The organism is Bacillota bacterium (genome assembly GCA_040757205.1).
GTDB lineage: Bacteria > Bacillota > Desulfotomaculia > Desulfotomaculales > Desulforudaceae > Desulforudis.
This window is the reverse complement of the sequence record JBFLXL010000014.1, coordinates 1-16,121: the sequence shown is the minus strand read 5'-3', so window position 1 is coordinate 16,121 and position 16,121 is coordinate 1. Positions and strand designations below refer to the sequence as shown.

The window sequence follows — 16,121 nt, the reverse complement described above, 5'->3', positions numbered from 1 at the left end:
CATAACGTGAGTTCTTTCAACGGCATGTTCCGGTTTTCCTGCCGGAGTTCCCCATTTTAGCGGTCAGGGAGTATCTTCCGGGCCTAGGTCCGGCGCGCTTCTTCCGGCACATGTCTCCCCGGCCCGGCCACCGAGGTGCTGAAGACGCATAGGCCGGTGATAATCACGGCACCACCGGCAAGCTGCAGAGCACCCGGCACCTCGGCGAAAATGAAGTAGGCCAGGATGGTGGCTCCGACCGGTTCGCCCAGGATGCTCACCGAGACGACGGCTGCCTTTACATAGCGCAACGACCAGTTGAGAACCATGTGCCCCAGAATGGTCGGAATCAAGGCCAAGGCCAAAAACCAGGCCCAAGTTTGCCCGGGGTAAGGATAGAGCGGGGTGCCCGTGGCCAGGTTGGCGGAAAGCAGCGCCGCCGCCGCGGTGCCGAAAACCACGAAGGTGTAGGTCGCGATGGGCAGTCGGGCGCGCAGGCTCCGGCCGATCAGCACGTAGCCGGCCACGAAGAAGGCCCCGGAGAAGGCCAGGAGGTCGCCGTACAGCGCCGTTCCGCCCACCTGAAAATCGTTGACGCCGATCAGGACGCTGCCGGTCAGGGCCAGCCCCGCGCCGGCCAACGCCCGGGCGGTCAGCCCCTCCTTCAGGAACAGGTAAGCCCCGGTGACCACGAACAGGGGCTGCATAGTGACCAGGATAGTTGAGGAAGCCACGGTGGTGTAGTTCAGGGAGGAGATCCAGACCGCGAAGTGCGCCGCCAGAAGCAGGCCGGCCAGGGCGGCCAGAGCCAGGTCACGGCCCGAAATCTGCTTCAGTTCCCGGTGTCCGGCCCGGTCGAGCGCAAAAGGCATAATCAGCAACACGGTAAAGGCGAGGCGGTAAAACGCGATTACCAGGGGCGGCGCCTCCGCCAGTTTGGTGAAGATCGCCGAAAAAGAGACGGCCGCCACCCCGATGACGATCGCCAGGTAAGGATTGACGAAAGGCTTTTCGGGGCCCGGGGCAGCCCGGCTTACCGCCTCACCCATTGCCCGGCCTCAGACCAAACACTCTCTCACCATCTCGCCGAAGTGAAAACGGATCACCGCTTCTCTCAAATCCATATCCTGATATCCTCCAGCATACGTACTTAAAGGTAGCATGCCCTGATTTTGGCATCAATCTATTCTTTTTGCGGTTCAACCTCTACCCTCTGATTCCGGCCCAAGGCCGGCGGGGTCCGGGTGGCGGGCAACGGAGCGGTAATTTTTTGCATTCTGGTGGGCGCCACGTCTTGTTCGCCCAATTTCGAAGTACCCTTAAATTCTGACATTGACACCTGCTAAAGTCAAGAGATGTAAAACCGGCTCGATTTTGGGCAGGAATCTCAGTCTTAAAAGCGAATTATGAAAGTTGGGCATTTTTGAGCGGCTTGAAAGGAGGTTGAGGAAGCAAATAGTTTAAGGGTACGCCCCAGTTTGACTTTCTACTAGCTCGGGAAAACGAGAGGAGGGAAAATCTTGCCCAAGGTTAACAAAAAAGTCCTAGCATTGTTCTTTCTGGTCACCTTTTTGTTCGTGGTCGTCGGTTGTGGCGGCGGCCAGCAGACCCCCACTCCCGCTCCGGCCCCGGAAACAACCAAACTGACGGTTGCGTCCGACACGGCGTACGCCCCCTTTGAAATGCAGGGCGGGCCGGGAGAGCCCACCTACGTCGGCTTTGACATGGATTTGATCCGCGCGATCGGTGAGGTGTTAGGAAAAGAAGTCGAGATCATCAGCATGGGCTTTGACGGCATCATCCCGGCGCTGCAGAGCGGCAGTGTGGACTGTGCCATCTCCGCCATGACCATCACCGAAGAGCGGGCCAAAGTGGTCAACTTCTCCGAGGCGTACTACGAGTCGGGCCTCATCACCGCGGTGCGGGCCGACAACAACGACATCAATGGTTTTGAGGACCTGGCCGGCAAGAAGATCGCCGTCCAGATCGGCACCACCGGCGCGCTGAAGGCCGAGGAAGTGCCGGACGCCAAGATTACCACCTTCAACACCATCGACCTGGCTTTCCTGGAACTGAAGAAAGGCGCGGTCGACGCCGTCATCAACGATGCCCCGGTCACCCTGTACTTCATCCAGCAGGGCAATGACGACGTCAAGGTGGTCGGCGGCCTCCTGACCGGCGAGTTCTACGGCATCGCCGTGCCCAAGGCCAAGCCGGACCTCCTGGACGAGATCAACGGCGCCCTGAAGACCCTGAAGGAAAACGGCACCTTCGACCGGATCTACATGGACTGGTTTGGTCAGGAGCCGCCGGACACGATTCTGCAGTTCTAACAGCCTGGTCTCTCGAATGTGCGTGACACCACCCGGTGTCGCGCACATTCGCGTTTGACCGCCCTGGAGTGAAATCCTTTGCAGGTAATCCTCGACGCGCTGCCCCTTCTGTTGGTCGGCGCGAAACTGACCCTCCAGATCACCGTCCTTTCGGTCGGCTTCGGTTGTATCATCGGGCTCTTTGCCGGGCTTTGCCGCCTGTCGCGGAGCCGAGTGCTGCGCTACCTCGCCACCGGCTACGTCGACTTTTTTCGGGGCACACCCCTGCTGGTGCAGATCTTCATGCTCTATTTCGGGCTGCCGCAGGTGATCGAGATGGGTCAGGTCCACCTGCTGAATGAATACGGCATCCCGAAAATGGTCGACGTCAGCAACTTGTCGCGGTACTGGATCGCGGTCCTCGGCTGCAGCCTGAACAGCGGCGCGTACATCGCCGAGATCTTCCGGGCCGGGGTGCAGTCCATCGAGCGGGGTCAAATGGAGGCCGCGCGCTCCCTGGGCATGACCCAGAACCAGGCCATGGGCTACGTGATTCTGCCTCAGGCCTTCAAGCGGGTGATCCCGCCCTTGGGCAACGAGTTCATCGCGATGCTGAAAGACACCTCGCTGCTCTCCGTGATCGGCGTAGAGGAGCTGACGCGCAAGGGCCAACTGATCATCGCCGTGAACTACCAGTCCGCGGCCGTCTGGTTCGCGGTGGCCATGATCTACCTGATCATGACCCTCGCCTTTTCGCGCATCGTGGACTGGCTGGAAAGGAGGCTCAAGACCGATGATCGAAGTTAGGGACCTTTACAAGGACTTCAAGTCCCTGAAAGTGCTCCAGGGCATCAATTGCCGGGTGAAGGAGGGCGAGGTGGTCTGCGTCATCGGTCCCAGCGGTTCGGGCAAGAGCACTTTTTTGCGCTGTTTGAACCTCCTGGAAGAGCCGACCAGGGGCGAGATCATCATCGACGGCGTGTCGCTCACCGACAAGCGTACGAACATCAACAAGATGCGGCAGAAAGTCGGCATGGTGTTCCAGTTGTTCAACCTCTTTCCGCACAAGACAGCCATTCAGAACATCATGCTGGCACCCCTCAAGGTGGCCCGGCTTTCCCGGGCCGAGGCCGAAGAACGGGCCCGGTCGCTGCTGGAGAAGGTGGGCTTGCAGGAGAAGGCCGACAACTACCCCGGGCAGCTTTCCGGCGGTCAGCAGCAGCGGGTGGCCATCGCCCGCGCCCTGGCGATGCAGCCGAAGGTAATGCTGTTTGACGAGTGCACGTCCGCCCTGGACCCGGAGATGGTCAAGGAGGTCCTGGCGGTGATGAAGGACCTGGCGCGTGACGGAATGACCATGGTGGTGGTCACGCACGAGATGGGTTTCGCGCGCGAAGTCGGCGACCGCGTGCTCTTCATGGACGACGGCAAAATTGTGGAAGAAGGCCTGCCCTCCGAGATCTTCACCTCCCCCCGGGAAGAGCGCACCAAGTCGTTCCTGAGCAAAATCCTCTAAACCCATCCTAACGCCATAGCGAGTTGTTTTGGTTAGCATGACTCATTTGCCCGCGGCATCCAGATAAGCGACCGCGTGCAGCGCGGCCACCTGCCCCTCCCCCACCGACTTGCCCAATTGGTAAGGTTTGCCGGTGCAGTCCCCGGCAGCGAAGATCCCGGGGATGCTGGTCTCCATACCCCGGCCGACCTTGATGTGGTTGCCTTCCAACTCCAGGCCGGGCACCAGGTCCTGCGGCGGAAAGGCTTCCCGGAAAACGAACACGCCCTCGACTTCGACGGTCCGCTTATCCAGTTCCAGCGCGCTCACCGTACCGTCCGCGCCCAGGATTCGGACCGGCTTCATCCCCTTGAGCAGCTCGATGTTTTCCTGTTCAAAGCGCGGGGGCTCGGTATGCATGCACACGTAGTAAACCCGGGTACAAAAGCCGGCCATATATACGGCCTCTTCGATGCCTTCCCTGGTGTAGTCGATGATCGCCACCGTTTTCCCTTGAAATAAGGGGCCGTCGCAGGTCGCGCAGTAGCTGACGCCGCGCCCGATCAGGACCTCCTCCCCCTCCAGCGTCCGGGCCACGGCCATCCCCACCGCCAGGATCACCGTGCGCGCCCGGTGGATGCGGTCTTTGATCGCCAGGCCGAACAATCCGTCCTCGTCCGGAAAAACGTTGATCACTCGCTTGTTGACCATCGGAATGTTAAATTCCCGGACGTGCGCGACAAACTCCCGGTGCAGCGCCTCGCCGGTGACCCCGGGCCGGCCCAGGAAATTGTCCACCCGCGGGGACCGGTTCACTTTCGATACACAGAACTCCCCCCCGAAGAGAATCACCTTTTTGCGCCGCACCGCCGCGTTCAGGGCCGCCGACAGACCGGCCGGCCCGCAGCCGATTACCGCCACATCATACACTTCCGGCTCCGCCATCTTTTCCGCCAGCTTTCCGGCTCAAAGTTTTATGCCTTCGCCCTCATTCTGCCGGTTATGCCCAAGTTTTAATCCGGTACCGCCGCAAATCTCCGGTTTAGCAGGAGTGTTTTTACTTCAGGTCGATGATCAGGGACTCCTCCTTGCAGTTTGGGAAATGAGGGCAGTTTATGCATTCCTTCCAGACCTTCTGGGGCATCTGCTCCTTGGGCACCCGGCGGAAACCGCACTTCTCGAAAAAGGCCGGCTGATAAGTCAGCGTGAAGACCCTGGGGATGTGCAGCTCCCAGGCGTCCGCAAGCAGCATTCCCACCAACCCGCGGCCGATCCCGCGGCCGGTCATTGTCTCCACCACCGCCAGAGCACGGATTTCGGCCAAGTCCTCCCAGATGATGTGCAGGCCCCCCGCGCCGATCACCTGCCCATTCTCCTCCGCGACGGCGAACTCCCGGATGCTCTCGTACAACAGCGCCCGTGACCGGGCCAGCATAAGTCCCTTGGCGGCGTAATGACTGATCAAACCATGGATAGCCTCCACATCGGTGATCCTGGCTTTGCGGTACTGCACCCTCCCCCTCCTCCGGGGTCAAACCTCTGGTTTTTTAGTTGCTGAATATCTGCACAGTCTACGTTCGTCATTATTGAATCACGACAGTGACGATTAACAACCACCAAAACCGCCGTGCGATTCGAACCACAAGGACAGAATAACACTGCTTGTGATCCGGCACAAGGCTTAGGTGGCCCGGTAGTCCGCCCTTAAGAAAACAAAGGTTTGACCCCGGTTGTGGTATGATGGGACAAACATCCGGCTTGAGAGCCGATTCACATTCCGGGTCAAGCGCCCGGGGAGGGATGGCTATTAAAAGGTTGCACATTGACGGCGCCCAGATGTCCGGCAGCGGCACCATCGTCAGGTACGCGGTCGCCCTTTGCGCTCTTGCCGGACGGGAGCTGCACCTGACCAATATCCGGGCCCGGCGTGACAAACCGGGGCTGCGCCCCCAGCACCTGCGGGCGGTCGAAGCGGTCCGTGACCTGTACGGCGGCCGGCTGGAAGGGGCAGCGGTGGGCGCCTCGGAAATCCTGTTCCGACCGGGCACAGCGTTCCGTGGAGGAAATCACCGCTGGGACATCGGGACCGGCGGCTCGGCCGTAATGCTGGCCCTCACCATTTTGCCCCCGTCCGTCCTTGCCGCCGCCCCGGCCTCGTTCCACATCACCGGGGGACTCTTTCAGGATTTCGCGCCCACCGCCTTCCACCTCCGGCAGGTGTTGCTTCCGCTCCTGCGCCGGATGGGGGCGGACACCCGCCTGGAGATTGTTCGCCCCGGCTACGTGCCGAAGGGGGGCGGCGAATTGTACCTGGAGGTAAGACCGGCCGTCGGGGGCTTGAAACCGCTGGTGCTGACCGAGCAAGGGCGTATCGAGTCCGTGTCCGGAATCGCCTTGAGTTCCCACCTGTCGGACCGCCAGGTGGGTGAGCGCATGGCCGCCGCCGCGGCCAAGGTGTTCCGGACGGCAGGTCACGAGACGCGCATCGAGGTGACCGAGGACACCCAATCCGTGCAGCCCGGCGCCGCCCTGGCGGCCTGGGCGGTCACCGCCGCCGGGTGCATCATCGGGTCGGACCAGGCGGGACAGCCGCGCCGCCCCGCGGAACACATCGGACGCCACGTGGCCCGGACCCTGCTGGCGGACCTGGCCGCCGGAGCCACGGTGGACCGCTTCGCGGCCGACCAGTTGGTGATCTTCGCCGCCCTGGCCCGGGGGGAATCCGTCTACCGGGTGCCAGTGGTCACCGAACATTTGGAAACCAACCTGTGGCTGGTGGAGAAGATTCTCGGCGCCAAGGCAGGCGTAGAAAACAACGTGGTTCGGATTCACGGCGTGGGGTTTTCGGCCGGGCCTCCGTGAAACCCGGTCAATCATATTCCCCTACTCTCCTTTTCACCCAATCTATGGCAAAACCAGGTTCCTTTTTTCCGCCAGCGTGTTCAGGTCGTTTACCTTCACCAACCCGTTCGAGAGCGTGTAGAGATTGTCGTTGATGTGCAGGATCCGGTTGACGTCCCGGTCGTTCCCGGGCCACCAGTTGCCGGACTTGACGTAGTCGGCGTCCGTCAGGTGCGTGATCCGGCCCTTCAGCATAAACCCGCGCTCCAGGGTCAGTTCGTACACGTAGGCCCCCTGGAACACGAACGTGCCGAATTCCCACTGCGGTGTCGCGCTGGTGCGCTGCTTGATCTCGGCCACCGTGACCGGGAAAGCGAACAGGTTCTTCTCCCGGTGGTACCACAACGCCTTGTGGTTGTTCAGAATTTCGGAGTTGGTGCCCCGGTCGCCGATGCCGACCGAGAACTTCTCCACCGGGTTCTTGACGTCCGTGACGTCGAACAGGGATAACTTCATTCCCTGCTCGTAGGCAAAGTCCAGCGGCACTTCCCTCCCGCCCTCTTTGCCGACCGCCTCGACGGCGTCCTTGCCGAAACCGATCAGGTGGTGCTCATCGTAAGGGTGCAGGTAATTCGAGAACCCGGGGATCTTCAACGCCCCGAGGATGGCCGGGTTCTTGGGGTCAGCCAGGTCCAGCACGAACAGCGGGTCGGTGGTCTTGAAGGTCACCATGTAGACCCGCTTCCCCATAAAACGCGCCGAATAGATCCGCTCGCCAGGGGCGATGTCCTCGACCCGGCCGCAAATGCCGAGGTCACGGTCCAGCACGTACAGGGCGTTCCGGGAGTCGCGGCCCCAGGTGTTCAGGGTCGTGGCCACCCGGAAGTGGCCGTCGTATTCGTCCATCGAGAACTGGTTGAGTATGGTGCCGGGCACCTCCCCCTTGCCGGTGTAAGTGACGTCCCCGTCCTTCAGGGCAAACCGGTACACCGTGGTCTGCTCCCGCGGCTCCCGCGGCTCGAACGGGGGCATGACCAGCGGGGCCCTGTCCGGCTCCACGGCCGGGGCCGGCTCGCGCCCACCCGGCATCGGCATCGGCACAACCGGACCGTAGTGGCGCTCGGTGGCCGCGACGTAGAGGTTCTCCCGGGAGGCGTAGATATTCTCGCCGGCGCCGAGATAGGTGCCGATTTCCACTTCCTTCTCCTCGTTCAGGCTGAACCCGGCCATCAAGAGGTAGTTCGGCTGCCAAAAGCCCGGGAAGTAACACACGTCGGTGCAGTCAACATTCACGAACCCGTCCCCCGCCAGGCTGTCCCGGTAGGCCGGCGTCAGCCCCTCCTTGACCGGAAGCCCCGCTTCCCGGAACATGTAGTAGTCCGGGTACTTGTTCGCCACCAGGTACACGTTTTTACCGATTTTTCGCGAGGATACGTAGTTGCCGTCCAATTCCACCTCCCGCACCCGGGTGATGTCGTCCTTGTCCCGCACGTCAAACACCATCGTCTTCACGGTACCGTAGATCGGGTACGGGTGATGCGGGTATACCGCCCGCCCGGGCCGCGCCGACGTCCCCACCACGACCAGGTGTTCGGCGTCCAGGTAGATCTCCCGCGGATGGAACCACTGATCACTGAACTGAATTACCTTCTTCACCGCCAACTCGCCGTGCGGGTAGGCCCGGATGACCATGACCCGCTTGTTATTGACCTGGAAGATGTACCGGCCATCGGTCTTCACAATGTCGGCCTCGTCCACCCCTTCAACCTGAATGTTGGTCGTGGAGTAGTCGCTCCCGGCGCCGCGGTCTCTCGCGACCGGCGGCGCCCCGGGGGCCGCGGACTCCATTGCCGCCTGGTCCTCCATCATCACCTTGGCGTCCATGCGCAAGGGGAAACCATAATTGACATCCCTTTTCTCGTCCAGCAACGCCGCCAGTTCGGTACAGGAGGCCACCGCTGGCAGCTTCGGCGTCTCCGGCTGTACTTGCGCCGTCCCCGGCAGCTTGCCCACCGCAAGCGTCAGGGCCAATACGAACACCACTATCGCGCCCATCATCCGGTACATCCCCAAATCCACTCCTCCCGCCCGGTCCCGCTCGGGGGCCCGGGAATCAATCTTTGAATGCTTGACGTTTTCCCATGCGGAATGGATTTGACGAGCGTTGCCGAAAGTTATTAAATTGAACAAGGTGTTCGGACCGGCTACGGACGGGATTGCGGGTGATTTGGATGGCTCCGGAAGTGCTCATGGAACTGGCCGGGGTTTGGAAAACCTACCGGATGGGCGAAGTGGAGGTCCCGGCCTTGAAACCGACCGACTTGACAGTATACCGGGGTGAGATTCTGGTCATCCTCGGTCCCAGCGGTTCGGGCAAGAGCACGTTGTTAAACCTCATGGGCGGCATCGATCAGCCCAGCGGCGGGCGGCTGCTGTATGAAGGCCAGGATCTGTCGGTCGCCGGCGACAACCGGCTTACCGCCTACCGGCGCCACCACGTCGGCTTCATCTTTCAGTTCTTCGACCTGATCTCCAACCTCACCGTGACCGAGAACGTTGCGCTGGGCGCGGAGATCGCTGGGCGGCGCGGCACCTTCGCGCCCGTCCTCGAGAGCCTCGGCTTGGCCGGAAAGGAAGGCAATTTCCCTTCCCAGCTGAGCGGCGGCGAACAGCAGCGGGTGGCCATCGCCCGCGCCCTCGCCAAGGAGCCGGACCTGATGCTCTGCGACGAACCCACCGGGTCGCTCGACTTCCGTACGGGCCTGCTGGTTTTGCAGCTCCTCCACCGCGCGAGCCGCGAGATGGGCAAGACGGTGGTGATCATCACCCACAACACCCCCATCGGCAAGATGGGCGACCGGGTGCTTTACATGCGCGACGGGGTGATCGATCGTATCGAGGCCAACGAGTCACCGTTGGACCCTACACTCATCAGTTGGTGATCGGACATGCTCGGGCGCAAACTGTTCCGTGACATCAGGAGTTTCAAGGGACAATTCCTCGCTGTCGCCCTCTTGGTGGCGCTGGGTGTCTCCATGTTCTCCTCCATGTACCTGGCGCTGGTCAACCTGCGGGACTCCGCGGAATCAAGCTTTGACCGGCTGCTCCTGGCCGACTGCACCGTGCACTTCGCCGCCGCCCCCGCCGGCCTGTCCGAGGCGGCCCGCGCCATCGAGGGTGTCCGCCTGGTCAGCGGGCGGTACGTGGACGACGTCTCTCTGGACCTCCCGGGCACTCCCGACAAGATGCACGCCCGAATCATCTCCCGGCCCGGACCCGGCGATGACCCGGTGAACGACCTGCACCTGGTCCGCGGCCGCTTCCTGGACGCCGAGGACCGGCGCGGCGTCCTGATTACCAGTGATTTCGCCACCCACCACGGGCTGGAACCGGGCGACCCGGTCCATGTGATCGCCGGGGGGCTGCGCCGGGAGCTGGTGATCCGGGGCCTGGTTTTGAGCCCCGAATACCTTTTCGCGGCCCCCAGCCTCGACCAGTTCTTTTCCGGTCACTCGTTCGCGGTTATGTTCGCGACCCGCGACACCGTGGCTGAGATCCTGGGCAGCGGCGGGCAGATCAACGAACTGGCCGTGATCACCGGTCCGGAAGCGGACCCGGCCGCGGTCGAGCAGGCGTTGCGCGAACTGGCTTCCGGTTATGGGTACCGGACCCTGGTCGCGCGGGAGGACCAGTTCAGCTACCGCATGTTGGAGAGCGAGATGGAACAGCTTTCGGCTTGGTCGGTCATGATGCCGGTGATTTTCCTCGGCGCGGCCGTGATGGTCATCCTGGTGCTCCTGGCGCGGATCGTCCGGCAGCAGCGCTCCCACATCGGACTCTTGCGGGCGCTGGGCTACAGCCGGACGCACATCATGGGCTACTACCTCGGTTTCGCCCTGGCCGTGGGAGGCACGGGCTCCGTGGCCGGGACACTCCTCGGCTACTGGCTGTCGGTGAGCATGACCAACATGTACGCCGACTACTTCAACATCCCCTACCTGGTCAGCGGGTTCCACTGGGACGTGCAGCTTTTCGCCGTCGCCTTGGGAGTGGGCACCTGTCTCGCCGCCTCGTTCTTTTCGGCCCGGGCGGCCGCCTCCATCCACCCGGTGGAAGCCATGCGCGCCCCAGCCCCGCCGCTGGGCCGTCGCTTCTGGGGGGAACGCTGGTTCGGCTTCATGGACCGGCTGCCGGTGCTGTGGAAGTTTCCGGTCCGGAACATCACCCGCAACCCGTGGCGGTTCAACTTTTCGGCCGCGGGCGTGGGCGTAGCTTTGGGCTTGCTGGTGCTTTCCGGGTCCTTCTACGATTTGTTCGACGACATGATGAACCGCTACTTCGGGGACATGGTCGGCTATGAAGCCCGCGTCAATTTCACCGGCCCCACCGGCTGGGACGCCGTGAACGAGGTGGCCCTCTGGCCCGAGGTCGACAAAGCCGAAGCCCTGGTCGAGGGAGCGGTGCGCTACCGCAACGGGCACCGGCAGTACGAAGGGCCACTGACCGGCCTGCCGGAGGACGGCCGCCTCCTGGAGTTGCGCCATGAGCAAGGAAACCTGGTCTCCCCGTCACGCGGCGGGATACTCTTGTCTTCGAACCTTTTGAAGGAACTGGACCTGAAGGAAGGGGACACCGTCACCCTGGAACCGATGGTCGCCGGGCTGCCCAGCCGTGACGTTACGGTGGCCGGCACGGTCGAGACAATGTTCGGCATCGGCGGCTTCCTGCCGATCGAGGAAGCGCGCTCCGTATTGGGACCGGGCACGCCCATCTCCGCAGTCCTGGTGACCACCGCTCCCGGGAGCGGCGTGGAGGCGCTCCGGGAGCGCGCCCGGGACCGCCCGTTCGTCGGCGGGGTGCAAAGCATCGCCGAGGCGCGCGCGGAGATCCTGAGCCAGTTGGACCTGATGTACGGCTTCATGGGCGTGGCGCTTTTATTCAGTATGTTTTTGGCGGGCGCCATCGTGTACAGCATGTCGTCCATCACCGCCCTCGAGCGGACGCGCGAACTGGTGAGTTTCCGCCTGCAGGGCATGAGCCGGAAAGGAACTGGCCTGCTGGTCGCCGCGGAGGGGCTGCTGCCCGCCGCTCCCGGCCTCGTGCTGGGGACCGTCATCGGCTACGCCTGGGCCGCCTGGTTCGCCGCCGCCTTTTCCAGCGACCTGATGACCATCCGCCTGGTCATTTACCCGGCCACGGTCCTGTTCAGTGTGACGGGCATAATCATTGCGGTGGCCATGGCCCAGTGGCCGCCCATCCGCAATGTGAACCGCTTAAACCTGGCGGAGGCCTCGAAACACCGTGAATAGGGGGTTTTCTTTGAGATGCTGTCCAGGAGAATGAAAGTCGGACTGGGGATCGTCATTGCCGGGCTGTTGGCGGGCGGCGCTTATTTGGCGTCCGCGCTCCAGCCGGCGGCGGTCCAGACGGCCGCGGTGGTTGCGGCCGACCTCACGGTCACGGTCCGGGGCACCGGGGACGTGAAGGCCGCCGCGCCCGAACACGTGTACGCGGAGGCCGGCGGCAAGGTCGTCTCGGTTGCCGTATCGGCGGGCGACCGGGTGGCGCCGGGCGACCTGCTGGCCACCTTCGACACCGCCGTCCTCCAAGACCGGTTGGCGCTGGCCGCCGCCGAAAGACGGACCCTGGAAGCGCAGCAGGCCGAACTCGCGGAGCAGAACCGGGTGGCGCTGGAGCTTGCCGCCCTGGAACTGGAACGCGCCGAGGCGAATCTTGAGCGCGCCGGGTTCTTGCACGCCCACCAGGCGATCCCCGACGCCGACCTGGAAGACGCGCGCCGGGCAAGGGAGGTGGGGGCGCTGAACTTGGCCCGGGCCGAAGCCGGAAAACTGGCCCTGGACACCGTTACCGCCCGCCTGGACGCCGCCCGCACGCTGGAGCGGCAGGCCGGGCGCCAGCTGCGGCAGGCCCGGGTGACCGCCCCCGCGGCGGGCGTGGTCCTGGAGCGCATGGTCGAGGCCGGGGTCACGGTCGTTCCCGGAACACCGCTCTTCGTACTCGGCGATCCCGAGGTCCTGGAAGTCCACGCCGAGATTGAACCGCGGGACGCGGCGCTGGTAGCGGCGGGCCAAACGGTACGCATCAGGCACCTGGCCGGCGGGCCGACCGTCGCCGCCGGCAAGGTGGCCCGGGTGTTCCCTTCGGGCACCGTGACAGTATCGGCACTCGGAGTAAGGGAATCCAAGGCCCGGGTGGAGATCGAGGTCGCCGCCGAGGTCGCCCGCGAATTGAAGCCCGGCTTCCAGGTAAACGTCGAGGTCGTTATCGAGGAGGCCCCGGGTGAAACGGTGGTGCCCGAGACCGCCTTCTTCCGGCAGGACGGCCGGACCTTTCTGTTCGTCGTCCGGGACGGACGGGCCCTGAAGGTTGAGGTGGTCCCGGGACGCAAGGCGGCCGGTTTGGCGGAAGTAACGGGCGGCCTGAAAACGGGGGAAGAAGTCATTGTCCACCCGGGGTCCGAAGTGCAAGACGGGGCGCGCGTGCAGGCCCGCTAGCTCGTGAGCCGAGCCCATTGCGCATACCGCCTCCACGCCGGTCACCTCCGCGCGCCGGGCGTTGCCCAACACGCGGCGGCGCCAATGGCGATGTCCGGGGCCCCAAGCAAACGGCTTCGGCACTTTGGCAAGGTGGTATTGACGGGGAGTCCGGAGTCAACCATGAATAACGTTGTAAAAAATACAAAACTGATAGTGTAAGTTACGTTTGGAGTCAACTATGAATAACGTTGAACCCGAAGAGCGCCGACAAATTCGGACGATCAAGTTTGGTTCGGAGTCAGTTTATGGATAACGTTGAGCTGATCGCCACGGCCGGCTTCGGCCTGGAGGCCGTGGTCGCCCGTGAGGTGCAAAACCTCGGTTACCAAGACGTAACCGTCGAAAACGGCCGGGTCATTTTCAAAGCCGCTCCGGCGGCCATCTGCCGCGCCAACCTCTGGCTGCGCAGCGCCGACCGGGTGCTGTTGAAAATGGGCGGTTTTCAGGCGCTTACTTTCGACGAGCTTTTTGAACGGACCAAGGCCCTGCCGTGGGAGGAATGGCTTCCGGCCGACGCCGCGTTCCCGGTGCAGGGCAAGTCCGTCAAGTCGAAGTTGTTCAGCGTGCCGGACTGCCAGGCGATCGTGAAGAAAGCCGTGGTGGAGAAGCTGAAACGGCGCTACCGCCGCGAGTGGTTCGAGGAGAACGGGCCGCGCTACACCATCGAGGTGGCGCTTTTGAAGGACGAGGCCACCCTGACCATCGACACCAGCGGCGCCGGCCTGCACAAGCGCGGCTACCGCAAACTGGCCGCCCTCGCCCCGCTGAAGGAAACGCTCGCAGCCGCCCTGGTGCAGCTCAGCTACTGGCGGCCCGACCGGCCGCTCGTCGATCCCCTGTGCGGGTCGGGCACCATCCCCATCGAAGCGGCCCTGATCGGGCTGAACATCGCCCCGGGTTTGGGGCGGGAGTTCGCCGCCGAACACTGGCCGGTGATTCCGGCGGCGCTCTGGAAAGAGGCGCGGGCGGCCGCCCGTCACGCCATCGCTCACGACCGCGAGTTGCAGATCGAGGGCGCGGATACTGACGGCGAGGTGCTCAGCCTGGCCCGCTACCACGCCCGGGAAGCCGGAGTGGAGGAACAAGTGCGCTTCCACCGGCGTCCCCTTGCAGACTTCCGCTCCTGGCTCAAGTACGGTTGCGTCGTCTGCAACCCGCCCTACGGGGAACGGCTGGGCGAAGAAGCGGCCGTGGAGAGGCTTTATGCCGAAATGGGCCGGGTCTTCAGCCGGCTCGATACCTGGTCCGTTTACGTCCTGACCGCGCACCGGGGCTTCGAGCGCCTGTACGGGCGGCGGGCGGACCGAAAACGCAAGCTTTACAACGGGCGCCTCGAGTGCCATTACCACTGGTTTCTCGGCCCCCGGCCGCCCCGGAGCAGCGCTTAGCCCCGGTGGCGCGCCCCGGTCTGTCCCAACGGCCGATGACCTTCATCCACCCGCCGACGGGCTGTGAGGCCGCTTCACGGCGTGGTTTTACCGGCCTGTCGCGGCAATTTGCGCAGCGCGGTTGTGGTCGGCCTGGTTGGGTGCCACAAGTCCGGCGGACACCACCAGCTTGAAGCCGTCTTCCACCGAAATGGGCACAGGGACGGTGTCTTTGCGCGGCACGATGAGCAGATAGCCCTGGGTAGGGTTGAGGGCCGACGGCGCGAACAGTTTGACCATGTCCTCACCGGCCTGGCCGAAAAGCTCCGGTTCGGCCTCGCCGACCAGAAACCCGACAGCCCAGCAGCCCCGGCGCGGAAACTCCACCAGGACCACCTCCCGGAACGCTTGCTTGTCGTGGCGGCTGATCGAGTCGACAATCTGCTTGGTCACTTTGTAGATCGAGTTGGCCAGCGGAATGCGGAGCAGGATCACTTCCCAGAGTTCGAACAGCTTCCGGCCCACCAGGTTGGTGGCCAACAAGCCGGCCAGCAGTACCACCACCACCGTGATCAGGAAACCGAGCCCCGGGAGGTGCCGTCCGATCATAAACATGATGATGCGGCCCACTATCCCGTCGATGAAGACAAAGATGCTCCACAAGAGCCAAACGGTGACGGTGACCGGCAGCAGGACGAAGATCCCGGTCAGCAGGTAACGGCGGATGCTTTTCAGCATTGGTCGACGACCCCCTGTCGGCGGTTCGGCGTTCCTGCCGTCATTGGCAGGCCGCCAGCCGGGCCTTGTGTTCCCTCAGGAACTCCTCGTACTGCGTGTCGATCCGGTTTGCGGTCCGCAGCCACTCCTCGCGGAATTGAGGGGAGTTCTCGGGGTTCACGCGCATTTTGACCCCCGTCTGCTCCTCGATCAGTCGCTGCGTCTCCCCCGCCCGGCGCTCAAAGGCCTCCCGGAGATGCAGCTGCGCCTGGCGGAGCGCCTGCTGATAATAGTCAAAGAGGTACTCCAACTCGCTGAAGATCTGCATTATGGTCTCCCGGTCGCGTTTTAGGAGCCCAATCCCTTCCATCGCCCGCCGGTTGGCCTCGGCCGTGGCCTCGTTGGCCGGCAGGTGCAGGCTCTCAATCAGGATCTCGGCGGCACCGCCCCGGAAATAAGGGCCGCCGTTCTCCGGGTACTCCGCCAGTGCCGCCGCCAGGTCGAAATTGCGCTCCACGAGAAACCGGGCCGCCGCCGATTTGCCGGCGTCCCGGTGTTCCTCCTGTTCGAGTTCTTCATTGGAGACCCGGATATCGGCGATCCGTTCCATCGCCTTCTCCAGAGCGGTTTTGATCCTTTCGGCCAAGCCCGTCACTCCCTCTTTACATTCATCAAGACCTTATCTTATCTAAAGTCTAACCATTTAACAAGTTAAATTTTCCTTCGGTGTTGTTGGCCTGTGATATTGTCACCCCGTAAGCGGTCTGAGAAAATGTCACTCATGAAGAAGGGAGACGTTTTCTTGAAACCCAAGGAAGCCAGGAGACTGGACATCATGGAGCGGGTCCTTGCC

Annotated in this window: 14 protein-coding genes; 8 read left to right on the top strand and 6 right to left on the bottom strand. The window is 63.2% G+C overall.

The features are described 5' to 3' along the window. Window positions 1-83 precede the first annotated feature (83 nt). Window positions 84-1,028 (bottom strand): DMT family transporter, encoded by a 945-nt coding sequence (locus tag AB1402_09275; protein MEW6541785.1) that lies wholly within the window; start codon window positions 1,026-1,028, stop codon window positions 84-86. A gap of 471 nt (window positions 1,029-1,499) precedes the next feature. Between AB1402_09275 and AB1402_09270 the strand changes: the two genes are divergently transcribed. The 3 genes from AB1402_09270 (at window position 1,500) to AB1402_09260 (ending at window position 3,807) form a co-directional block, all read left to right on the top strand. After that, complete coding sequence (locus AB1402_09270) at window positions 1,500-2,312, top strand: basic amino acid ABC transporter substrate-binding protein (protein MEW6541784.1); 813 nt, start codon at window positions 1,500-1,502, stop codon at window positions 2,310-2,312. A gap of 78 nt (window positions 2,313-2,390) precedes the next feature. Beyond that, window positions 2,391-3,098, top strand: coding sequence for an amino acid ABC transporter permease (locus AB1402_09265; protein ID MEW6541783.1), 708 nt, complete (start codon window positions 2,391-2,393; stop codon window positions 3,096-3,098). After that, a complete protein-coding gene (locus AB1402_09260) occupies window positions 3,085-3,807 on the top strand; it encodes an amino acid ABC transporter ATP-binding protein (GenBank protein ID MEW6541782.1) in 723 nt (240 codons plus the stop codon). The genes AB1402_09265 and AB1402_09260 overlap by 14 nt, the downstream gene beginning before the upstream one ends. 42 nt (window positions 3,808-3,849) lie before the next feature. Here the strand turns inward: AB1402_09260 and AB1402_09255 are convergent, their stop codons facing one another. Both AB1402_09255 and AB1402_09250 read right to left on the bottom strand, forming a co-directional pair. Beyond that, on the bottom strand, window positions 3,850-4,731 hold the full coding sequence (locus AB1402_09255) for an NAD(P)/FAD-dependent oxidoreductase (GenBank protein ID MEW6541781.1): 882 nt from the start codon (window positions 4,729-4,731) through the stop codon (window positions 3,850-3,852). A 112-nt stretch (window positions 4,732-4,843) separates the two neighbouring features. Further along, window positions 4,844-5,299 (bottom strand): N-acetyltransferase, encoded by a 456-nt coding sequence (locus AB1402_09250; protein ID MEW6541780.1) that lies wholly within the window; start codon window positions 5,297-5,299, stop codon window positions 4,844-4,846. A 287-nt stretch (window positions 5,300-5,586) separates the two neighbouring features. Here AB1402_09250 and rtcA point away from each other — a divergent pair, with 287 nt between their 5' ends. Beyond that, the gene (rtcA, locus tag AB1402_09245) at window positions 5,587-6,648 is read left to right on the top strand and encodes an RNA 3'-terminal phosphate cyclase (GenBank protein ID MEW6541779.1); all 1,062 of its coding nucleotides are present in this window, start codon (window positions 5,587-5,589) and stop codon (window positions 6,646-6,648) included. 42 nt (window positions 6,649-6,690) lie between these two features. On the opposite strand, the gene AB1402_09240 is transcribed toward rtcA, so the two are convergent. Then, entirely contained in the window at window positions 6,691-8,706 is a 2,016-nt protein-coding gene (locus tag AB1402_09240) for a beta-propeller domain-containing protein (protein MEW6541778.1), read from the bottom strand. Between the two features lie 152 nt (window positions 8,707-8,858). On the opposite strand from AB1402_09240, the gene AB1402_09235 reads away from it, so the two are divergent. The 4 genes from AB1402_09235 to AB1402_09220 all read left to right on the top strand — a co-directional run bounded on the left by AB1402_09235 (window position 8,859) and on the right by AB1402_09220 (window position 14,572). Continuing rightward, a complete protein-coding gene (locus AB1402_09235; protein MEW6541777.1) occupies window positions 8,859-9,569 on the top strand; it encodes an ABC transporter ATP-binding protein in 711 nt (236 codons plus the stop codon). 6 nt (window positions 9,570-9,575) lie between these two features. After that, window positions 9,576-11,936: an FtsX-like permease family protein gene (locus AB1402_09230; protein MEW6541776.1), complete on the top strand. Its 2,361-nt coding sequence runs from the start codon at window positions 9,576-9,578 to the stop codon at window positions 11,934-11,936. Between the two features lie 15 nt (window positions 11,937-11,951). Continuing rightward, window positions 11,952-13,142: an efflux RND transporter periplasmic adaptor subunit gene (locus AB1402_09225; protein ID MEW6541775.1), complete on the top strand. Its 1,191-nt coding sequence runs from the start codon at window positions 11,952-11,954 to the stop codon at window positions 13,140-13,142. A gap of 287 nt (window positions 13,143-13,429) precedes the next feature. Continuing rightward, window positions 13,430-14,572, top strand: coding sequence for a class I SAM-dependent RNA methyltransferase (locus AB1402_09220; GenBank protein ID MEW6541774.1), 1,143 nt, complete (start codon window positions 13,430-13,432; stop codon window positions 14,570-14,572). Window positions 14,573-14,659: 87 nt separating this feature from the next. Here AB1402_09220 and AB1402_09215 read toward each other — a convergent pair whose 3' ends face one another. Both AB1402_09215 and AB1402_09210 read right to left on the bottom strand, forming a co-directional pair. Further along, window positions 14,660-15,289, bottom strand: a complete 630-nt coding sequence (locus AB1402_09215; protein MEW6541773.1) for a DUF502 domain-containing protein — start codon at window positions 15,287-15,289, stop codon at window positions 14,660-14,662. Between the two features lie 40 nt (window positions 15,290-15,329). Beyond that, the gene (locus tag AB1402_09210; protein MEW6541772.1) at window positions 15,330-15,914 is read right to left on the bottom strand and encodes a hypothetical protein; all 585 of its coding nucleotides are present in this window, start codon (window positions 15,912-15,914) and stop codon (window positions 15,330-15,332) included. Window positions 15,915-16,121: the final 207 nt, after the last annotated feature.

Excerpts from the sequence above, each read along its gene's own strand:
- AB1402_09275 (MEW6541785.1), bottom strand. The coding sequence starts at position 1,028 with ATGGGTGAGGCGGTAAGCCGGGCTGCCCCGGGCCCCGAAAAGCCTTTC.
- AB1402_09260 (MEW6541782.1), top strand. The coding sequence starts at position 3,085 with ATGATCGAAGTTAGGGACCTTTACAAGGACTTCAAGTCCCTGAAAGTG.
- AB1402_09255 (MEW6541781.1), bottom strand. The coding sequence starts at position 4,731 with ATGGCGGAGCCGGAAGTGTATGATGTGGCGGTAATCGGCTGCGGGCCG.
- rtcA (MEW6541779.1), top strand. The coding sequence starts at position 5,587 with ATGGCTATTAAAAGGTTGCACATTGACGGCGCCCAGATGTCCGGCAGC.
- AB1402_09235 (MEW6541777.1), top strand. The coding sequence starts at position 8,859 with ATGGCTCCGGAAGTGCTCATGGAACTGGCCGGGGTTTGGAAAACCTAC.
- AB1402_09230 (MEW6541776.1), top strand. The coding sequence starts at position 9,576 with ATGCTCGGGCGCAAACTGTTCCGTGACATCAGGAGTTTCAAGGGACAA.
- AB1402_09225 (MEW6541775.1), top strand. The coding sequence starts at position 11,952 with ATGCTGTCCAGGAGAATGAAAGTCGGACTGGGGATCGTCATTGCCGGG.
- AB1402_09220 (MEW6541774.1), top strand. The coding sequence starts at position 13,430 with ATGGATAACGTTGAGCTGATCGCCACGGCCGGCTTCGGCCTGGAGGCC.
- AB1402_09215 (MEW6541773.1), bottom strand. The coding sequence starts at position 15,289 with ATGCTGAAAAGCATCCGCCGTTACCTGCTGACCGGGATCTTCGTCCTG.